Source organism: Variovorax sp. GW821-FHT09B01 (genome assembly GCF_059418345.1).
In genome coordinates, this window is record NZ_JBWKPQ010000001.1 from 1,271,771 (window position 1) to 1,289,078 (window position 17,308).

General features: G+C 69.8%; 22 protein-coding genes. 3 read left to right on the top strand and 19 right to left on the bottom strand.

What is annotated here, in order from left to right:
• Nucleotides 1–22 precede the first annotated feature (22 nt).
• From AC07RV_RS05580 to AC07RV_RS05660, 17 genes are all read right to left on the bottom strand, one after another.
• Nucleotides 23–319: an iron uptake protein gene (locus AC07RV_RS05580; RefSeq protein WP_093346926.1), complete on the bottom strand. Its 297-nt coding sequence runs from the start codon at nucleotides 317–319 to the stop codon at nucleotides 23–25.
• A 181-nt stretch (nucleotides 320–500) separates the two neighbouring features.
• The gene (locus tag AC07RV_RS05585; protein ID WP_296786208.1) at nucleotides 501–797 is read right to left on the bottom strand and encodes a type II toxin-antitoxin system RelE/ParE family toxin; all 297 of its coding nucleotides are present in this window, start codon (nucleotides 795–797) and stop codon (nucleotides 501–503) included.
• Nucleotides 794–1,261 carry an antitoxin PaaA2 family protein gene (locus AC07RV_RS05590; RefSeq protein WP_296786210.1) on the bottom strand — a complete coding sequence of 156 codons (468 nt, stop codon included), beginning with the start codon at nucleotides 1,259–1,261 and terminating at the stop codon, nucleotides 794–796. The genes AC07RV_RS05585 and AC07RV_RS05590 overlap by 4 nt, the downstream gene beginning before the upstream one ends.
• 83 nt (nucleotides 1,262–1,344) lie before the next feature.
• A complete protein-coding gene (locus tag AC07RV_RS05595; protein ID WP_296786214.1) occupies nucleotides 1,345–1,764 on the bottom strand; it encodes a hypothetical protein in 420 nt (139 codons plus the stop codon).
• A gap of 113 nt (nucleotides 1,765–1,877) precedes the next feature.
• Nucleotides 1,878–2,303, bottom strand: coding sequence for a type II toxin-antitoxin system PemK/MazF family toxin (locus tag AC07RV_RS05600; protein ID WP_296786217.1), 426 nt, complete (start codon nucleotides 2,301–2,303; stop codon nucleotides 1,878–1,880).
• Nucleotides 2,300–2,569, bottom strand: a complete 270-nt coding sequence (locus tag AC07RV_RS05605; RefSeq protein ID WP_143129229.1) for a hypothetical protein — start codon at nucleotides 2,567–2,569, stop codon at nucleotides 2,300–2,302. Before AC07RV_RS05605 ends, AC07RV_RS05600 begins: the two co-directional genes overlap by 4 nt.
• Nucleotides 2,570–2,643: 74 nt before the next feature.
• Nucleotides 2,644–3,429: an SDR family NAD(P)-dependent oxidoreductase gene (locus tag AC07RV_RS05610; RefSeq protein WP_296786227.1), complete on the bottom strand. Its 786-nt coding sequence runs from the start codon at nucleotides 3,427–3,429 to the stop codon at nucleotides 2,644–2,646.
• Nucleotides 3,426–4,676, bottom strand: a complete 1,251-nt coding sequence (locus AC07RV_RS05615; protein ID WP_296786229.1) for a cytochrome P450 — start codon at nucleotides 4,674–4,676, stop codon at nucleotides 3,426–3,428. Before AC07RV_RS05615 ends, AC07RV_RS05610 begins: the two co-directional genes overlap by 4 nt.
• 41 nt (nucleotides 4,677–4,717) lie before the next feature.
• A complete protein-coding gene (locus AC07RV_RS05620; protein WP_296786231.1) occupies nucleotides 4,718–5,482 on the bottom strand; it encodes an SDR family NAD(P)-dependent oxidoreductase in 765 nt (254 codons plus the stop codon).
• 17 nt (nucleotides 5,483–5,499) lie between these two features.
• Nucleotides 5,500–6,288, bottom strand: coding sequence for an SDR family NAD(P)-dependent oxidoreductase (locus AC07RV_RS05625; protein ID WP_296786234.1), 789 nt, complete (start codon nucleotides 6,286–6,288; stop codon nucleotides 5,500–5,502).
• On the bottom strand, nucleotides 6,285–6,752 hold the full coding sequence (locus AC07RV_RS05630) for a DUF3237 domain-containing protein (protein ID WP_209539923.1): 468 nt from the start codon (nucleotides 6,750–6,752) through the stop codon (nucleotides 6,285–6,287). The genes AC07RV_RS05625 and AC07RV_RS05630 overlap by 4 nt, the downstream gene beginning before the upstream one ends.
• Nucleotides 6,753–6,765: 13 nt before the next feature.
• A complete protein-coding gene (locus tag AC07RV_RS05635; protein ID WP_296786239.1) occupies nucleotides 6,766–7,422 on the bottom strand; it encodes a VOC family protein in 657 nt (218 codons plus the stop codon).
• A gap of 29 nt (nucleotides 7,423–7,451) precedes the next feature.
• A complete protein-coding gene (locus AC07RV_RS05640) occupies nucleotides 7,452–7,775 on the bottom strand; it encodes a 2Fe-2S iron-sulfur cluster-binding protein (protein ID WP_296786242.1) in 324 nt (107 codons plus the stop codon).
• 31 nt (nucleotides 7,776–7,806) lie between these two features.
• On the bottom strand, nucleotides 7,807–8,847 hold the full coding sequence (locus tag AC07RV_RS05645) for a branched-chain amino acid ABC transporter permease (protein WP_296786245.1): 1,041 nt from the start codon (nucleotides 8,845–8,847) through the stop codon (nucleotides 7,807–7,809).
• 2 nt (nucleotides 8,848–8,849) lie between these two features.
• Entirely contained in the window at nucleotides 8,850–9,722 is an 873-nt protein-coding gene (locus AC07RV_RS05650) for a branched-chain amino acid ABC transporter permease (protein ID WP_057597314.1), read from the bottom strand.
• 14 nt (nucleotides 9,723–9,736) lie between these two features.
• Entirely contained in the window at nucleotides 9,737–10,450 is a 714-nt protein-coding gene (locus AC07RV_RS05655; RefSeq protein WP_296786249.1) for an ABC transporter ATP-binding protein, read from the bottom strand.
• Nucleotides 10,450–11,253 (bottom strand): ABC transporter ATP-binding protein, encoded by an 804-nt coding sequence (locus tag AC07RV_RS05660; protein WP_296786252.1) that lies wholly within the window; start codon nucleotides 11,251–11,253, stop codon nucleotides 10,450–10,452. Before AC07RV_RS05660 ends, AC07RV_RS05655 begins: the two co-directional genes overlap by 1 nt.
• Nucleotides 11,254–11,420: 167 nt before the next feature.
• Between AC07RV_RS05660 and AC07RV_RS05665 the strand changes: the two genes are divergently transcribed.
• Genes AC07RV_RS05665 through AC07RV_RS05675 form a run of 3 tightly spaced genes read left to right on the top strand, consistent with a single transcriptional unit; the run spans nucleotide 11,421 to nucleotide 15,030 of the window.
• A complete protein-coding gene (locus AC07RV_RS05665; RefSeq protein WP_296786255.1) occupies nucleotides 11,421–12,251 on the top strand; it encodes an SDR family NAD(P)-dependent oxidoreductase in 831 nt (276 codons plus the stop codon).
• Between the two features lie 39 nt (nucleotides 12,252–12,290).
• A complete protein-coding gene (locus AC07RV_RS05670) occupies nucleotides 12,291–13,022 on the top strand; it encodes an SDR family NAD(P)-dependent oxidoreductase (protein WP_296786258.1) in 732 nt (243 codons plus the stop codon).
• A gap of 7 nt (nucleotides 13,023–13,029) precedes the next feature.
• Nucleotides 13,030–15,030 carry an oxidoreductase gene (locus tag AC07RV_RS05675; RefSeq protein ID WP_296786261.1) on the top strand — a complete coding sequence of 667 codons (2,001 nt, stop codon included), beginning with the start codon at nucleotides 13,030–13,032 and terminating at the stop codon, nucleotides 15,028–15,030.
• Nucleotides 15,031–15,050: 20 nt separating this feature from the next.
• On the opposite strand, the gene AC07RV_RS05680 is transcribed toward AC07RV_RS05675, so the two are convergent.
• Nucleotides 15,051–16,070 (bottom strand): GntR family transcriptional regulator, encoded by a 1,020-nt coding sequence (locus AC07RV_RS05680; RefSeq protein ID WP_296786263.1) that lies wholly within the window; start codon nucleotides 16,068–16,070, stop codon nucleotides 15,051–15,053.
• A 50-nt stretch (nucleotides 16,071–16,120) separates the two neighbouring features.
• Nucleotides 16,121–17,308 carry an ABC transporter substrate-binding protein gene (locus tag AC07RV_RS05685; protein WP_296786266.1) on the bottom strand — a complete coding sequence of 396 codons (1,188 nt, stop codon included), beginning with the start codon at nucleotides 17,306–17,308 and terminating at the stop codon, nucleotides 16,121–16,123.

Here is a 17,308-nt window from a genome sequence, read left to right on the forward strand (position 1 = left end):
GAATGGTTCGGGTCGGGTCAGGTCAGAGCAGCGCCCGCTGCACGAGCGATGCCGCCGCCGTCATCGACAGGCCGCCGCCGGCCAGCACCAGCCACACGCGCTTGATGTTGGCGGCCGAGAACGCCCAGAGGAACGCGACCAGGAACACCAGGAAGGCCAGCATGCTGGCGAGCGACTCGGCGTCGTGGAACGGCATGCCCGCGGCGAACAGCAACCCGATGCCGAGCGCGACGAAGCCCCACGAGAACGCATAGCCGCCGAGCACGGCGGCGCCGATGCGGGAGACGATCTGCAGGGCGGGGACAGCGTTCTGGGCCATGGTTTCTTCGACGGGGTGGATGACGGCGGCAGGCGTGACGCCTTGCCGATGCCAGCCTCGTTTCAGTGGGCCCGCATGCGCGGTCGTCCGAGGCAATTGATAGTCGTTCTCATTCTATCAAGCGCGTTCGGGCCGTCCCGATCTCGTCACGATCCGAAGGACATTCGACTCGAAGCGGCAGTCAGGGCGTCTGCTGCGCCGCATGCTTGACGCGCAGGATCTCGACGATGCGCGCTTCGTGCAGCACGCGATAGAACACGATGTAGTTGCGATGCACGACCAGCTCGCGCACGTGGCTCGGCAGACCGGGTCTTCCGCTGCGGCCGAGTTCAGGGTGCTGCGTAAGGGGCAGGGTCTTGTCGCGCAACTCCTGGCCGAAGCTGCGCGCCCGCGCAGGGTTGTCCTTGCCGATGTAGCGAACGATGGCACGCAGATCGTCGACCGCCTTCGGCCGCCACTCGATGCGGCAAGGCGTCATGCGCGTTTCTTCGCGGCGGGCTTTCGTGCGGCCGTCGGGGCCGCGATGTCGGCCTCCATAAGGGCCATCACTTCATCGTGCGAAAGATTCGGCCGGGGGTCGTCGACGGCCTCCTGGATTTCCGCGGCCAGCCATTCGTTGTAGGCAGCGGCTTCGTGCGCCTTGCGCAGGGCCTGCGCACGGTTGTCGGTGGAACGCTCCAGGGGTTCGCGCTCGGCCGGATTCCACTCGCTGGCATCGAACTGCCCGACGGTGATGCCCAGGTCGCGCAGCACGCTCAGTGCGGTGGCCGGATTTCCGAAACGACGCGGCTCGGTGCTGCGGGCCTTCGCCAGAACGGCGCCGTCGCCGTTGCGCGTGGCGATCTGAACCAGAAACGCGCCCCCCTGCCCTTTGAGCGTCACGCTCGAAACACCGCCGGCTTCGGAGGCCGTGCGGAGTTGCTCCAGGGTCATGCTCTGCATGGCGCCTCCTTGCAGTCAAACAACGTCCATTGTGCAAGACTTGTTGAAATCGTGCAAATCGCGGCGCCGGATCGAGGCCCCCGTCACATCTTCAATTGCGTCAGCGCCCAGGCCACCATCGCCAGCTGTGCGACGTTCACCAGCATCCCCGCGATGTGCAGCTTGCGGAACGCGACGACCGACGCGTCGACGCCCGGGATCGTGCCGCGCAGCGCATCCATGCGCGGGATGATGATCCAGCCCCGCAGGGCGAAGGCGAGCCCTCCGATGACTGCGGCCCCGAATGCGAAGACGAGCTTGCCCGACCAGACATAGCTGAGCGCCGCGGCGCTCGCCGTCAGGATTACCGCCACGTAGTAGACGTTGAACAGGCCCCGGATGAAGCGCCCGTCCAGCGGCGTGTCGTGCTTGAGCACGAGCAGCGGCAGCGAGCCCATCATGAAGAAGCCCATCCAGACCAGCAGGACGACGGTGGCAGCGAGCGCGACGACGATAGGGAGCATCGGGATCCTCCGCGACCTCGCGGCGCTTGCCGGGGCCGAGGCGGACTGTAGCCGTTCATGCAGACATTGCGAAGGTGCTTCGGCGGGCCACCTCGTTGGGTGCGATCGCCGTCTCAGAAGCCCTTGAGTTGGCTCCTGGCTTCCAGAATGGCCGACTGCAGCTTTCGCTTCACGGCCCCATCCTGCAGGTCGAGCCGCCCGCGCCGCGGATACCTCGGCGTCTTTCCGGGCACAGGGGCGAACCAGACGTCATCGAAGGGCAGGCGATGATGGTTGACCAGATCGAACTTGGTTGCCTTGGTCAGGCCTGTCTTTTCGCTGGCCTCGATGACGAACTCTCCCGGATACACCATCGAGGTGTTCTGGGAAGTGGCATAAGCGACCACCAGCACCGAGCCGCTCGGGTCATCGTTCGCCTCTTCGATCTGGAGCACCAGTGCCGGACGGTTCTTGGGACCGGGAACGCCCACCTGCTGCGGAAAGCAGCATTCGACGATGTCCCCGAGCCGCGGCCGGGGTTTCCAGTAGAGCCCGCTCACAGCAGCGAGTCGATGACCTTGCCTTTTTTCTTCGGCTCGGCCTGCGCGATGGCCTGATGCTGCGTCTTCGTGAGCGGAACCAGACGCTCCCTGTCCTGTTCGATGAAAACCTCGTCTCGCAGCCTGGCGAGGGCGTACAAGACCGTCTGGGTTTCGTTGAAGCCCAACTTCTTGGCCAGCGCCCGCAATGCATCTCTCGACACAGTGGTCAGCGTGTCATCCTTGAAGTTCAGCTTCAGCGATTGTTGGTTGGTGGTGGCGGGCATGGGGCCTCCGAGATGGGTACAGGATGCATATTTTATATGTATCGAATAGGCATCTCAAGGCTGCCGTCATTCGCTCAGGCCGTCATCCCCCCATCCACGTTGTAAACCCCACCCGTCACGAAGCTCGCCTGCGGCCCCAGCAGCCAGAACACCAGGTTTGCCACCTCCTGCGCGGTCGCCGCGCGCCGGAGCGGCTGGTTCAGGAAATGCTGCTTCAGCGCGGCCTCGGCCTGCGCCTCGGTGCGGCCGTCGACGAGGAAGGTGCTGCGCAACAGCGGCGTGTCGATCGGTCCCGGGCAGATGGCGTTGATGCGGATGCCGAGCGGCGCGAACTCGAGCGCCGCCTGCTGCGTCATGCGGATCACCGCGGCCTTCGAAGCGCCGTAGACGCCGAGCCCGGCCTCGGCGCGGCTGCTGCGCTGGCCCGACACCGAGGCGGTGTTGACCATGGTGCCGCCGCCCTGGTCGCGCATCGCGCGCGCCACGGCCTGCATGCCGAGCAGCACGCCGCGCACGTTGACCGCGAAGATGCGCTCGAAGTCCTGCATGCGGAACTCGAGCAGCGAGGATTGCGGGCCGACGATGGCGGCGTTGTTGTGGAACAGGTCGATGCGGCCGAACTTGCGCAGTGCCGTGTCGACGTAGCGCTGCACGTCGGCCTCCTGCGCGACATCGGCCGCGACGCCGATCGCATCGCGCGCATCGAGCCCCTCGAGCGCGCGGTCCAGCGCCGCCTCGTCGCGGTCGACGATGGCGACGCGCGCGCCAGCCTCGAGCAATTGGCGCGCGAGCGCAAGCCCCACGCCGCTGGCGCCGCCGGTGACGACCGCCACCTGGCCTTCGAACACGGGCGCGCTCATTGCAGCGTGACCTCCAGCGCGCTCGGCGCGCGAAACACGAAGGTATGCAGATGCGTCGCGCGATCGGGCTCGACCAGCCGCATGCGCGGGAAGCGCTTGGCGAACTCCTCGAACACGATCTTCATCTCGAGCCGCGCGAGCGGCGCGCCCAGGCAGAAGTGCACGCCGTTGCCGAAGGTGAGCTGCTTGCGCGCATTGGCGCGACGGATGTCGAAGCGCTGCGGGTTCTCGAACACCTCCTCGTCGCGGTTGGCCGAGGCGAAGGACAGCACGATCGGCGCGCCCTTCGGGATCGTCACGCCGCGGAACTCCACGTCCTCGAGCGCGATGCGGCGCCAGCCGATCACGGCACCCGCATAGCGCATGCCCTCCTCCACGGTGTTGGCCGCGAGCGAGGGATCGGCGCACAGCGCTTCCCACTGCTCGCGGTTCTCGAGCAGGCTGCGGAAGGTGTTGGTGAGCTGGTTGGTGGTGGTCTCGTGGCCCGCGAAGGCGACGCCGAAGGTGTGGGTGATGATCTCGGGAATGGACATCACGGCGTCGTCGCCATTGCGGATCTCGAGCATGCGGCTGGTGAAGTCGTCCTGCGGATGCTTCTCGCGCTCGCGGACCATCTCGGTGCAGTACTGCCAGAACGCCACCATGTTGCGCGCGCCCTCGAGCTGCTCGGCATGGGTGGCCGGGCTGAAGTCGATCACGCTGCGTGCGCCGGCCCAGTGCTTGACGCTCGGAATGTCCGAATCGGGAATGCCCAGCACCTTGAACACCACCTGCGCCGGCAGCTCGTAGTTGACCTCTCGCAGCAGGTCGACGGCATCCTTGCCCTCGACGCGGTCGATGGCCTCGTTCACGAGCCGGCGGATGTGGCCGTCGAGCTTGACGAACTCGCGCAGGTTCAGCACCTGGCCGGTCACGCCGCGGATGCGCTTGTGCACGGCGCCGTCGAGGCTCGAGTGGCTGCCGGTCTGCGCATAGCCGCCCTCCTTGAGGATCGCCTGCGCATCGGGATGCATCGGCGTCACGGGCCGCGTGGTGTTCTGCGACGAGAAGCGCGCGCCGTCGTGCAGCACGCTGTAGACGTCGGCGTGTTTGGTCAGCACCCAGTAGCCGATCTCCTCGCACCAGAACACGGGCTCGTCGCGCCGCTGGGTCTCGAAGGCCGCATGCAGCTCGGGGCTGAAGTAGGGCTTGAAGTCGGCGGACGGCGAAGTCCCCGCATGAAAGGGGCAACCGGCAATGGCATTCATCGGGAAGTCTCCTGGCGTGGGTTGTCTTGGAAGAAGAAGCGTCAGCGCATCAACATGCCGCCGTTGACGTCGATCGTGGCGCCCGTCACGAAGCCGGCACCGGGCGACACGAGGTAGGACACCGCGGCCGCGATCTCCTCGGGCGTGCCGATGCGGCCCAGCGGCACGGCCGCGGTGCCGAGGTACTTCTGGCCGCGCTGCGCCTCGGGCACGGTCTGCTGCAGCATCGGCGTGTCGATCGGTCCCGGTGCCACGGTGTTGACGGTGATGCCCAGCGCGGCGGCCTCGCGCGCCACCACCTTCGACAGCGCGAGCACCGCGCCCTTCGAGGCGCTGTAGGCCGCACCGCTCTGCATGCCGCCCATCTGCCCCGCGAGCGAGGCGACGGTGACGATGCGGCCGTGCTCGATGGCCTGGCCGCCGCAGCGGCGCAGCATCTCGCGCACGCAGAGGAAGGTGCCGAGCGCGTTCACGCGCAGCACGGTGTCCCACTCCTGCAGCGTGATGTCGACGGTGGGCAAGCGCCCCGGCGCGGGCTGCGCGCTGAGGATGCCCGCGAAGCAGGCCAGCACGGCCACGCTGCCAAGCCGCTCCTGCACCGTGTCGAAAGCGGCGCGCACGCTGTCCTCGTCGGCCACGTTGCAGCCCAGGCCAACGTGGCCCTTGCCCGGCAAGGCGGCGGCGGCACGCTCGGCGGCCTCCACATGCAGGTCGGCCACGGCGACGGTCAGGCCGTCCTCGGCCAGCCGCCGCGCGCTGGCCAGCCCCAGCCCGCCAGCGGCGCCGGTGATGAGTGCGATGCGCATGAAAAGACTCCTGGAATTCAGCGGTCCGGATGGGCCTCGGCCCAGCACTGCACCAGCGGTTCGCTGATGTAGGCGCTCGTGGTCTGGCCCCCGTCGACGGCCAGCACCTGGCCCGTGACGTAGCCCGCGTCGTCGCTGCAGAGGAAGGCGGCCGCGCCGGCCACCTCCTCGGGCAGGCCGGGCCGGCCCATCGGCGTGGTGCCGACGATGGTGGCCTGGAAGCGCGCGGTGTTCAGCCGCCCCGCGGTCTGCGGCGTGGCGATGATGCCCGGCGCGATCGCGTTGACGCGGATGCCCTGGTCGGCATAGTCGGCCGCGAGGTTGCGCGTGAGGCCGATCACGCCGGCCTTGGCCATCGAGTACACGGCCTGCCGGCGGTAGCCCACCAGCCCCAGCGTGGACGCGATGTTGAGCACCACGCCGCGCGCCGCGATCAGCGCCGGAAAGGCCGCGCGCGTGACCATGAAGGTGGCCTTCTGGTTGATGTCGGCGAACCTGCGGTAGTCGTCGTCGGTGGTCTCGTGGAACGGCGGGCAGTTGCCCAGTCCCGCGTTGTTGACCAGCACGCGCAGGTCGCCGAAGCGCTCCATGCATTCGTCGACGATGGCCTGCGGCGCGTCATCGGCCGTGACGTCGGCGGCAAAGACCTGCAGGTGTTGGTCGCGCGGCAGTTGCGCGAGCCCCTCGGCGTTGATGTCGACCGCGAGCACGCGCGCGCCCTCGGCATGCAGCCGCAGCGCGATGGCGCGGCCGATGCCCGAGGCCGCGGCGGTCACGATGGCGGCCCGGCCCTCGAAGCGCTTCATGCGACTTCCCACACGTCGTACACGGGGCCGTCGCTCTCGCGCGTGCCGGTGCCGACCGCGATGCGGTCGTTGAGCCATTCGAGGCCCGGTGCCGCGGTCTCGAACTGCACCGCGACGCGGAAGTAGTCCTCGCCGCGCGCGATCGGCTCGCGATTCACGATCTTGCGCATGACCTCGGGCGTGGGCCCGTTGCGGCGTCCGCTGTAGGTCATGTAGACCAGCCCGCCGCCCTCGGCCTCGAGCACCAGCCGCACATCGAGGTGCAGGCCGCCGTCGGGCCGCTCGAGCACCACGTCGGCGCCGCCGGGCAGCACCCGGCCGCGCAGCCGCTCGCCTTCGAAGCGGCCGCCGCTCACGCACATCACGCGCCGCGTGTAGCCATGTGGCACGGCGCCCACGAGCTGCGCCGGTGCCGTGACCTCGGCCTTGATCGTGAACAGCGGTCGCAGTTCGATCGGTGTCATGCCGGTGCGCCGCTCACTCGCCGGCCTTCTCGCCGTGGCCCGTGCCGTAGCGCTTGCGCACGTCCTGGATCAATTCCAGCAGCGCCTTGGGCACGTCGCGGCCCTCGGCCTTGGCCTGGCGCTTGCAGTCCTCCCACAGCTTGAGGTCCGCATAGCCCTTGTCGGTGTGGCGGTTCCATTCCTTGTCCAGCGGCGTGGTGATCTCCAGGCGCACGCCGGCCGGGTCGTGGAAGTAGATCGACAGGATCAGGCCCTTGTGGTCGGTCGGTCCGATCACCTCCACGCCCTGCGAGGTCAGCCACTCGTACCACTTCGTCACCTCGGCGCGGTCCTTCGCCTGCAGCGCGATGTGGTTGAAGATGTCGTAGGCCGGATGGCTGGACTTCGAGGGCGCGGGCACGCCCGGTGCCTCGAAGAAGGCCAGCGTGGAGCCGTCGCCCATGCGGAAGAAGATATGGAAGTAGGGAATCGCGTCGCCGGTCGAGGGCACGCTGTCGTCGAGCACCGTGCTCGCGAGCTCCATGCCCATGATGCGGGTGTAGAAGTCGGTGGTGGCCGCCGCGTCGGGCGTGACCCAGGCCGCATGGTTCAGCATCATCGGCGTGAGGCCGGGATTGGGGGTCAGCGCCGCCTTGGGCTTGGTGCTGTTGTCGGTTGCGGTGGCTTGCATGAAGCGTTTCTCCGTGTTGATGTCGGCTCTTACAGTTGAGGGTCGGCGATGCGCACGGCGATGCCGTCGAGCGCGTCGCTCATGACGATCTGGCACGACAGCCGGCTGCCCGCTTCGCGCGGCGCGGCCGTGTAGTCGAGCATCTGGTTCTCGGTGTCGACCGCGGGCGGCAGCCTGTCGATGAAGGCCTCGTCGACGATCACGTGGCAGGTGGCGCAGCTCATGACGCCGCCGCAGTCGCCGACGATGCCTTGCAGGTCGTGGCTGGTGGCGGCAAGCATCAGGCTCTGGCCTTCAGCGACCTCGAGCTCGGTGCGCTCGCCGTTGGAATGGATGTAGATGGCGCGGGGCATGGAAGGACTTTCTCTCAGGCGCTCGTTCGCGTCAGTCCCCTCGACGGGGACGTTGGCCCGCGCCGTTGCCACGAAGGCGCCGCAGCACGCTAAGCACCAGCCCCACGAAGCCCTGCGGCATCAGGAACATGCACAGGATCAGGAAGCCCGCGAAGATCGCCGAGGGCGCCGACTTCGAGATCTGGTCGGCGATGTTCGGTATGAACTGGATGAAGGCCGCGCCCACCAGCGCGCCCGAGATGGTGCCGAGCCCGCCCACCACCACGCCCACGAGGAAGAACACCGACACGAACATGCCGAAGCTGTCGGGCGCCACGAAGGCGGTGGCGATGGCGCCGAGCGAGCCGGCCACGCCGGTGTAGAGCGCGCTGATGCCGAAGGTCATGGCCTTCACATGCGGCACGTTGACGCCCATCGCGGCCGCGGCGGTCGGCTGCTCGCGGATCGCGATGGTGGCGCGGCCCAGCCGGCCGCGCAGCATGTTCCAGGCACAGACGAACATCAGCGCCGCGATCGCCAGCACCACCAGGTAGAGCCACTGGTCGGCCGACAGCTGCAGGCCGAAGGGCGCCTCGGGCTTCATGAGCACGATGCCCTGCACGCCACCGGTCCATGGCTCGAGCGCCTTGTGCTTGAGCAGCTGCGGCGTGGCCAGCGCCAGCGCGAAGGTGGCGAGCGCGAGGTAGTGGCCCTTGAGCCGCAGCGCCGGCCAGCCGAACAGGAAGCCGAAGCCGAAGCACACCGCGGCCGACACCGGCAGGGTGGCCCACCAGGCGAAGCCGCCGTGCTCCATCAGCACCGCGGTGACATAGGCACCGAGCGCGTACAGCGCGCCATGGCCCAGCGAGAGCTGACCGTTGTAGCCCACCAGCATGTTGAGGCCGAGCACGCCGATGGCGGTGATCAGCGTCATGGTGACGAGGAAGAGGCGGTAGTCCGACAGTGCGAAGGGCAGCGCGAGCGACGCGATAGCGAGCAGCGCGAAGGCGGCGATGCGCCAGGGCGAACGCGCGGGCGCGGCGTCGGCGGCCAGCGCCGGTGCCTGCTCGGGAATGAAGGGCAGTGCCGACATCGTCAGACCCTCGCCACCAGCTTGCGGCCGAACAGGCCCGAGGGCCGCACCAGCAGCACGGCCACGATCAGCACCAGGGCCAGCGTTAGCTTGAGCTCGGTGCCCACGAGGTAGGTGCCCGCGAGGTTCTCGACCACGCCCACGATCAGCCCGCCGGCCACCGCGCCCCAGGGGTTGTCGATGCCGCCGAGCAGCGCCGCCGCGAAGGCGTAGATCAGCACGCCGCCCATCATGTTGGGCTCGAGGAAGACCACGGGCGCCACCATCAGCCCGGCCACCGCGCCGATCAGCGCCGACAGGCCCCAGCCCAGCGAGAGCATCAGCGACACCGGGATGCCCGCGAGGCGCGAGGACACCGGGTTCTCGGCCGAGGCGCGCATCGCGAGCCCGACCTTGGTGAAGCGCAGGAAGGCATAGAGCAGCGCCATCACCAGCAGCACCACCGCGACCGTACCGAGCTCGTGGCCCGAGATCAGCGTGCTGCCGCCGGGCAGCTTGTCGGGGAACGGACTCGGGAAGGGTTCGAGCTGGTGGCCGAAGATCCAGCCGGCCAGCGAGTTGATGCCGACGAACAGGCCGATGAAGACCACGATCACCGAGAGCTCGGGCACGTCGCCCAGCGGCCGCAGCACCAGCCGCTCGATGGCGAAGCCGGCCACGAAGCCGAAGGCCAGCGTGGCGAGCGCGGCGGCCCAGTACGGCAGGCCCCACTTCAGCAGCAGGAAGGCGATGAAGGTGGAGAACATCGCCATCTCGCCCTGCGCGAAATTGATGTGGTGGGTGGACTGGTAGATCATCACCAGCGCCAGGCCGAGGCAGGCATAGATGCCGCCCATGGCGATGCCGGAGGCGATCTGTTGCAGCAGGCTGTACATGGGGTGGGTCCTTGTCAGAAGCCGAGGTAGGAGCGGCGGATCTGCGCGTCGTCGCGCAGCTGCTTCGCGGTGCCCGAGATGACGGTGCGGCCGGTCTCGAGCAGCCAGGCGTGGTCGGCGATCTCGAGCGCGCGAGCGACGTTCTGCTCGACCAGCAGGATGCCCACGCCCTCCTCGCGATTGACCACGCGCATGATCTCGAAGATCTCGCGGATCACCAGCGGCGCGAGGCCGAACGAGGGCTCGTCCATCAGCAGCAGGCGCGGGCGCTGCATCAGCGCGCGGCTGATCGCCAGCATCTGCTGCTCGCCGCCCGAGAGCGTGCCGGCCTGCTGCCCGCGCCGCTCGCGCAGCCGCGGGAAGTAGCCGAACATGCGCGCCATGTCCTGCTCGACCTCGGCCTTGCCGCGGCGCAGGTAGGCGCCCACGCGCAGGTTCTCCTCCACCGTCATGTTGACCAGCGTGCCGCGCCCGTCGGGCACGTGCGCGATGCCCAGCGCGGCGGTCTTCTCGGTGCTGTGGCCATCGATGCGCTGGCCCGCGAGGCGGATCTCGCCGGTGCGCCGCACCAGCCCGCTCAGCGCGCGCAGCGTCGTCGTCTTGCCCGCGCCGTTGGCGCCGAGGATGGTGGTGATGCCGCCCTCTGCGACCTCGAAGTCGATGCCCTCGAGCACGCGCGTGGGGCCGTAGAAGGCCTCGAGCTTCCTCACCTCCAGCAGCGCGGCCATCAGGCGGTCTCCGTGCCGAGGTAGGCGCGCACCACTTCCGGGTCGGCCTGCACCTGCGCGGGCGGGCCGTCGGCGATCTTGCGGCCGAAGTTCATCGCCACCACCTGGTCGGACACCCGCATCACCAGGTTCAGGTGATGCTCGACCAGCAGCACGGTCACGTGGAAGCGCTCGCGCACGTCGAGGATCAGCTGGCGCAGCCCGTCGACCTCCTCGTGGTTGAGGCCGGCCGCGGGCTCGTCGAGCAGCAGCAGCTTGGGATCGGCCACCAGCGCGCGCGCCATCTCCACGCGCTTGCGGGTGCCGAACGAGAGGTTCTTCACCGGCGTCTCGGCCAGCGCCGAGAGGTCGAGCAGGGCCAGCAACCGCTCGGTGCGCTCGCGCACCTCGGCCTCCTCGCGCCGCACCGAGGGCAGGCGGAAGGCATTGGCGAGGTAGCCGGTGCCGGTGCGGCAATGGCGGCCCACCATCACGTTCTCGCGCACCGTCATCGCGGGGAACAGCGCCACGTTCTGGAAGGTGCGGCCGATGCCCGCCGCCGCGATCGCATGCTGCGGCTGCGCGAGCAGGTCGACGCCGTCGAACACGATAGCTCCCGAAGCCGGCGTGTAGATGCGGCTCAGGCAGTTGAACAGCGTGGTCTTGCCGGCCCCGTTGGGACCGATCAGTCCGCAGATCTGGCCGCGGCGCACCTCGAAGGAGATGCCGTCGAGCGCCACGATGCCGCCGAAGCGCACGCCGAGGCCGCTGACGCGCAGCAGCACGTCGGCGGCGGCGTTGGTGGAGGCGGAGGGGGTTGTCATGGCGGGCAGTATTCGCCGCGCATCGCGGGCCCGTCAGTCCCCTGCCCGTGGTACAGGCCACGCTGTCCCTTGCCACGGGGACAGACGCCGCGCGGCGGCGCTGCCACATTCGCCGCACTCCCCTCTTCCCACTCCTCATTCACTCATCCCCTCGTGGAGGCACAGCCATGGACTACGGACTGCAGGACCGCGTGATCCTCGTCACCGGCGGCGGCAGCGGCATCGGCCGCGCGATCGGCATCGAGGCCGCGCGCGGCGGCGCGCGCATCGCCGTCGTCGACGCGGTGGCCGAGCGCGCCACGAGCGTGGCGGCCGAGCTGCGCGAACTCGGCGCGCAGGCCGTCGCGCAGACGCTCGACGTGCGCGATGCCGCCGCCTGCGAAGCCGCGGTGGCGCGCATCGAGGAACAGCTCGGCGCCATCGACGGCATGGTGGCCTGCGCCGGCATCTCGCCGCCGGCGCCCGCCCACACCATGCCCGACGAGCTCTGGACCCGCTGCCTCGACGTCAACCTCACGGGCATGTTCCGCTCGCTGCAGCCCGTGGGCCGGCGCATGCTCGAACGCCGGCGCGGCGCGATCGTCACCGTGGCCTCGATCGACGGCCTCGGCGGCCATGCGGGCCGCGCGCACTACAGCGCCTCGAAGCACGGCGTGATCGGCCTCACGCGCGCGCTCGCGATCGAGTGGGGCCGCTTCGGCGTGCGCGTGAATGCGCTCGCGCCGGGCGTGGTCGACACGCCGCTCGTGCAGGCCAACATCCCGCCCGACCACCTGCAGTACGCAATGGTCGACCGCAACCCGCTGGGCCGCCTGTGTCGGGCCGAGGAACAGGCCGGCCCCGCCCTCTTTCTGCTGTCGGATGCCGCAAGCTACGTCACCGGCTCGGTGATGACCGTCGACGGCGGCAGCGCCGCGGGCTTCTTCACGCGCTGGAACGGCGCCGACCTCGGCTCGCGCGCGCTGCTCGAGGCGGGCGCCTACGGCGCGCCCGAATGAAACGAACTCTTTGCACCACTCCCTGAAGGACGACCACCCATGAAGAACCTCTTCGACCTGCGCGGCGAGCGCATCCTGATCACCGGCGCCGGCGGCGCCATCGGCGGCGCCACCGCGCGCGTGTGCGCCGCGCTCGGTGCCGAGCTGTTCATCGCCGACCTGAAGGCGCCGACCAAGCTGGCCGCAGAACTGAAGGTACGCGCCGCCGCGCTCGACAACACGAAGCGCGACGACGTCAATGCACTGCTGCAGGACATCGGCGAGATCGACGCGCTGATCGACACCAGCGGCTATTACGTCAAGGGCGACTGGCTCGATGGCGGCGACGAATGGGAGCAGCTGTTCGAGCGCACCATGGCCGTGAACGTGAAGGGCCCGGTCAACCTGCTGCGCGCGGCGCTGCCTTCGATGATGAAGCGCGGCAGCGGCCGCATCGTGCTGACCAGCTCGATGGCCGCGCGCAACGCGGGCTCGACGCTGGCGGTGGAGCCGGCCTACGCGGCCTCGAAGGGCGGGCTGTCGGCGCTGGTTCGCTACTTCGCGCGCCAGGCCGCGGCCTCGGGCGTGGTGGTCAACGGCGTGGCGCCGGGACCGATCTTCACGCCGCTGCTGGTGTCGGCGAACCAGCCCTTCACCGTCGACCAGTACCCGATGAAGCGCCTGGGCCAGCCCGAGGAGATCGGCTGGCCCGCCGCCTTCCTGGCCTCGCGCGGCGCCAGCTTCACCACCGGCGCAGTGCTCGACGTCAACGGCGGCATGTGCTTCTCCTGAGCCGCGCATGACGACGCAGCCTGCGACGCCCACCGCGCTCGACGGCCTGTGGGAGCCGGTGCGCATCGGCCCCGTGCAGGCGCTCAACCGCATCTACCTGCCCGCGCACCAGGTGAGCCTGCCACCGCTGGCCTATGGCGCCTACCTGGCCGAACGCGCGCGCGGCGGCGTCGGCCTGATCGTCACGCACGGCTTCCATGTGCATCCAGCCAGCGCGCGCGCCGGCGTGTCGCCATGGGAGCCCGCCTGGGCCGATGCGGTGCGGGCCTTCGTCACCCCGAGCAAGCGGCTCGGCGTGCCGGTGATCGTGCAGGTCACGCACATGGGTGCCAGCGGCACGCGCCGCACCGACGACATCGCGCACTGGGGTGCCGTGCTCGCGCCTTCGCAGCTGGCCTCGCCGGTGCACCGTGCGATGCCGCAGCCGATGGAGGAGGACGACATCCGCGCGGTGATCGAAGGCTTCGCCGCGACCTGCGCCAACGTGCAGGCCGGTGGCGGCGACGGCGTGGAGATCCATGGCTCGCACGGCTACCTGCTGAGCAACTTCCTCTCGCCGTACTGGAACCGGCGCGACGACGAATGGGGCGGCGACACCGGGCGCCGCGCGCGACTCGCGCTCGAGATCGGCCGCGCGGTGCGCGCGCGCTGCGGCGGCGATTTCGCGATCGGCATCAAGCTGAGCCTCGACGAGTACCTCGGCGAAGCTGGCACCACGCCTGAGGAAACGCTGCGCGTGATCGCACTGCTCGAAGCCGAGCGCCTGTTCGACTACGTGTGCCTCTCGCACACCGACTACCACCAGAACCACCGGCTGGTGCCACCGCAGTCGAGCGGCGAGACCGCGCCGCTGGCCGCCAACGCCGCGCGCGTGCGCGAGGCGTTGCAAGGGCGCATCCCGCTGCTGATCCAGGGCTCGGTGCGCGACATCGCCACGGCCGCACGGATCGTCGCGCACGGGCAGTCCGACATGGTCGGGCTGGTGCGCGCCCAGATCGCCGACCCCGAGATCGTGCGCAAGGCCAGGGAAGGCCGCGCCGACCAGACCCGGCGCTGCGTGGGCGCCAACCAGGGCTGCTGGCGACGGTTGGGGCAGAACGTGAGCTGCACCGTGAACCCCGAGGCGGGCCGCGAACTGCAGTTCGGTGCGGCGCTGGCGCGTCCCGCCGCCACGCCGCGCACGCTGCTCGTGATCGGTGGCGGTCCGGGCGGCCTCAAGTTCGCGGACGGCGCGGCCGCGCGCGGCCATCGCGTCACCCTGTGGGAACGCACGGACCGGCTCGGCGGCCAGATCCGCCGCGCCGGCCTGCTGCCCGACTACGGTTCGTGGAACTTCCTGGTCGACGACCTCGAGGCCTCGCTGCGCAGGCGCGGCGTGGAGATCGTGCTGCGCCGCGAGGCCACGGCCGACGCGGTGGCCGCCTTCGGCGCCGACGAGGTCGTGGTGGCCACGGGCGCGCGCTGGCAACGCGGCGGCCGCTCGATGTTCCGCACCGACCGCGACGCGATCCCGGGCTCGGAGCTGCCGCACGTGACGGATGCGCTCTCGGCGCTCGACGACCTGCCCGCCTGCGGGCGCCGCGTGCTGATCGTCGACGACAACGGCGACTACCTGCCGCTGGGCCTGGCGCGGCTGCTGAGCGCAGCGGGTCGCGAGGTCACGGTGGTCGGCGCCGACGCGCTGCTCGGCCGCAAGCTCGAGCCCACGCTCGACTGGCCCTGGCTGATGCCGCGCGTGGCCGCGGCCGGCGTGGCACTGCGTGCCTCGACCACCGTCGAGCACATCGAGCCGGGCCGCGTCGTGTTGCGCAGCACGCTGGGCGGCGCCAGCGAGACGCTGGCGGCCGACACGGTCGTGCTGTCGATGCTGCGCGAGAGCGAGGACGGGCTGTACCACCAGCTGAAGGCACGCGGCCTCGCGGTGCGCCGCATCGGCGACTGCGTGGCGCCGCGGGAGGTCGACGACGCGGTGCTCGAGGGCTTCAGGGAGGCGCAGGCGATCGGCTGAGGCCGGGCCACGGCCCGCGTTCAGGCAATGCGCACGAGGTAAGCCGGCAACGGCGGCTCGGGCAGCACGGCCAGCACCTTGAGCTGCTGCTGCGTGCGCTTGCGCGCGGCCTGCAGGTGCGCCGCGAGCGCCTCGGCCGCCTGCGCGTAGCGGCCCTCGCACAGGTGCTCGACGATCTGCCGGTACTCGTCGATCAGCGCGGGATGCACCGGCTGGTGGAACATGCGGCAGAAGGTCTGATGGACGATCAGCGGCATCTGGCATTGCCGCAGGATGCCGAGCATCTTGGTGTTGGGGTGGTGCGCCAGGCACGCGTCGTGGATCTGGCTCTCGATGCGCAGCAGCTCTTCCGTGTCGACGGCCGCGGGATCGCGCAGCACCTCGCGCAGCCCCGACAGGAACTGCGCATCGAGCTTCGGGGCGCTCTCGAGCAGCGCGGCCGGCGCCAGCAGCAGCCGGACCTCGAAGTCCTGCGCCATGGCGCGCGCCGTCAGCGGGCCGGCACGCCATGCCGCATAGGCGCTCTTCTCGACCAGGCCGCGGTCGACCAGACGGCTCAGCACCTCGCGCAGCGCGCCGCGGTTCACGCTGAAATGCTGCATGGCCTGCGCTTCGTCGATGCGGAAGTGGCCGAACACGATGGCGGCCGAGATCGACTGCTCGAACTCGCTGTAGATGCGCTCGCTCTCGGAGGGGATGTAGATGGTCGCGTCCTGCGCGTCCTGCCCGAGCGAGGCCTCGTCGATCGGCAGCCGCAGCGGCTCCACCTGCTGGCCGCGCGGCGCGACCATGTAGCCGCGGCCCATGAACTTCTGCAGCAGGCCTTCTTCATGGAGCAGGTGGAAGGCTTTGCGCACCGGCACGCGGCTGGTGCCGAACACGTCGGCGACCGGTCCTTCGAGCAGCACCAGCCCGGGCACGATGCGCCGGTCGACGATGGCCTGACGCAGCCGGTGGCGGATCAGTTCGTAGCGCAGCTTCCGTTCGCCAGCTTCGGTGCTTTCCTCGGCCGACGCGGGGTCGGAGGCTGGCGGACTCATGGTCTTCTCATCGCTGTCGTGCAGTCGCGTCTCGGTGTCTCAACAGGGGTTCAGCCGCTGCGCAGGAACTCGGTCCATTTGCGCACCAGGTAGTTGTGCTCGTCCATGACGGTGTTCCACACGGCCACGTCGCTCATGCGCTGCGCATAGGAGCCGCCGTCGCGCACGCTGCCTCGGCGGATCAGGATGGTACCGTCAGTTCCCGGCAGGTCCTCGGCCGCCGGCAGCCCCTCGTACCAATAGCCCCATTCGGCCGCACTCAGGTGCGCGCGCGTGCGCAGCGGGTTCGAGATGTAGAAGCCCTGCCGCGCCATCACCGCGCCGGCCCAGCCCGAATGCCACCAGTTCAGGTAGCGGTAGGCCGCGTCGAGCTTGGGCCCCTGCGCGCGGCGCGCGATGCCCAGGCCGCCGTACCAGGCCCTATAGCCTTCGCGCGGACGCGCCAGCCGGTAGGCCAGGCCGGCCTGCTCGTACTGCGCGATGGCGGGTGACCAGTTGCTCTGGATCGCGACGCGCGCATCGATCATCATGCGCGCGGCATCGGCGTAGTTGCCCCAGAAGCCGCGGAACAGGCCGGCCTTCTTCTTGGCCATCAGCAGGGCGATCATCCGGTCGACCTCCTCGATCTCGAGGTTGCTGATGTCGCCGAACGCCATCTCGCCGCTCGCGCGCAGCGCCAGCACGGCGTCGAGCGCGCCGATCGCGGCATCGGCCTGCAGCGCCACGCGGCCATTGCAGGCCGGCGACACCAGCCACGACCAGCTTTCCTCGGTGCCGAACAGCGACGGGATCTCGGCCGGCAGGTAGACGAAGCTGTCGGCGTTGTGCGTGAGCGGCAGCATGCTGATCTGCGCGCTCGGCGCGTCGCCCACGCTGCCGTCGGGCTGCACGTAGAGGCGCGTCACGGGATTGCAGCCCTGCCCGTAGCGCGCGTCCGGCGCGATCCGCCCGGTCTTGGGCAGGGCATTGACCTCGGACCAGTGCTCGATCCGGTCCAGCTCGATCGGCTGCAGCGCGCCGGCCGGCCAGAGGTAGTCGATGCTGTGGAACCACTGGTCGTAGACGTCGAAGCTGCCCTGCTCGATCACGGCCTGGCGCTGCGCGTCGAAGCCGTCGAGCACCTCGAAGTGGATGCGCAGGCCGAGGTCCGACATGGCGCGCTTGCGCACGGCTTCCGTGAGCGTGACCGACGTGCCCAGCACGCGCAGCTCGGTTCTCTTCGATGCCAGGGCGGCCAT

What these genes read in the sequence shown, in the direction of transcription:
- AC07RV_RS05580 (WP_093346926.1), bottom strand. Translation starts at nt 319, where the DNA reads ATGGCCCAGAACGCTGTCCCCGCCCTGCAGATCGTCTCCCGCATCGGC.
- AC07RV_RS05585 (WP_296786208.1), bottom strand. Translation starts at nt 797, where the DNA reads ATGACGCCTTGCCGCATCGAGTGGCGGCCGAAGGCGGTCGACGATCTG.
- AC07RV_RS05590 (WP_296786210.1), bottom strand. Translation starts at nt 1,261, where the DNA reads ATGCAGAGCATGACCCTGGAGCAACTCCGCACGGCCTCCGAAGCCGGC.
- AC07RV_RS05595 (WP_296786214.1), bottom strand. Translation starts at nt 1,764, where the DNA reads ATGCTCCCTATCGTCGTCGCGCTCGCTGCCACCGTCGTCCTGCTGGTC.
- AC07RV_RS05605 (WP_143129229.1), bottom strand. Translation starts at nt 2,569, where the DNA reads ATGCCCGCCACCACCAACCAACAATCGCTGAAGCTGAACTTCAAGGAT.
- AC07RV_RS05610 (WP_296786227.1), bottom strand. Translation starts at nt 3,429, where the DNA reads ATGAGCGCGCCCGTGTTCGAAGGCCAGGTGGCGGTCGTCACCGGCGGC.
- AC07RV_RS05615 (WP_296786229.1), bottom strand. Translation starts at nt 4,676, where the DNA reads ATGAATGCCATTGCCGGTTGCCCCTTTCATGCGGGGACTTCGCCGTCC.
- AC07RV_RS05620 (WP_296786231.1), bottom strand. Translation starts at nt 5,482, where the DNA reads ATGCGCATCGCACTCATCACCGGCGCCGCTGGCGGGCTGGGGCTGGCC.
- AC07RV_RS05625 (WP_296786234.1), bottom strand. Translation starts at nt 6,288, where the DNA reads ATGAAGCGCTTCGAGGGCCGGGCCGCCATCGTGACCGCCGCGGCCTCG.
- AC07RV_RS05630 (WP_209539923.1), bottom strand. Translation starts at nt 6,752, where the DNA reads ATGACACCGATCGAACTGCGACCGCTGTTCACGATCAAGGCCGAGGTC.
- AC07RV_RS05635 (WP_296786239.1), bottom strand. Translation starts at nt 7,422, where the DNA reads ATGCAAGCCACCGCAACCGACAACAGCACCAAGCCCAAGGCGGCGCTG.
- AC07RV_RS05640 (WP_296786242.1), bottom strand. Translation starts at nt 7,775, where the DNA reads ATGCCCCGCGCCATCTACATCCATTCCAACGGCGAGCGCACCGAGCTC.
- AC07RV_RS05645 (WP_296786245.1), bottom strand. Translation starts at nt 8,847, where the DNA reads ATGTCGGCACTGCCCTTCATTCCCGAGCAGGCACCGGCGCTGGCCGCC.
- AC07RV_RS05650 (WP_057597314.1), bottom strand. Translation starts at nt 9,722, where the DNA reads ATGTACAGCCTGCTGCAACAGATCGCCTCCGGCATCGCCATGGGCGGC.
- AC07RV_RS05655 (WP_296786249.1), bottom strand. Translation starts at nt 10,450, where the DNA reads ATGGCCGCGCTGCTGGAGGTGAGGAAGCTCGAGGCCTTCTACGGCCCC.
- AC07RV_RS05660 (WP_296786252.1), bottom strand. Translation starts at nt 11,253, where the DNA reads ATGACAACCCCCTCCGCCTCCACCAACGCCGCCGCCGACGTGCTGCTG.
- AC07RV_RS05665 (WP_296786255.1), top strand. Translation starts at nt 11,421, where the DNA reads ATGGACTACGGACTGCAGGACCGCGTGATCCTCGTCACCGGCGGCGGC.
- AC07RV_RS05670 (WP_296786258.1), top strand. Translation starts at nt 12,291, where the DNA reads ATGAAGAACCTCTTCGACCTGCGCGGCGAGCGCATCCTGATCACCGGC.
- AC07RV_RS05675 (WP_296786261.1), top strand. Translation starts at nt 13,030, where the DNA reads ATGACGACGCAGCCTGCGACGCCCACCGCGCTCGACGGCCTGTGGGAG.
- AC07RV_RS05680 (WP_296786263.1), bottom strand. Translation starts at nt 16,070, where the DNA reads ATGAGTCCGCCAGCCTCCGACCCCGCGTCGGCCGAGGAAAGCACCGAA.
- AC07RV_RS05685 (WP_296786266.1), bottom strand. Translation starts at nt 17,308, where the DNA reads ATGGCCGCCCTGGCATCGAAGAGAACCGAGCTGCGCGTGCTGGGCACG.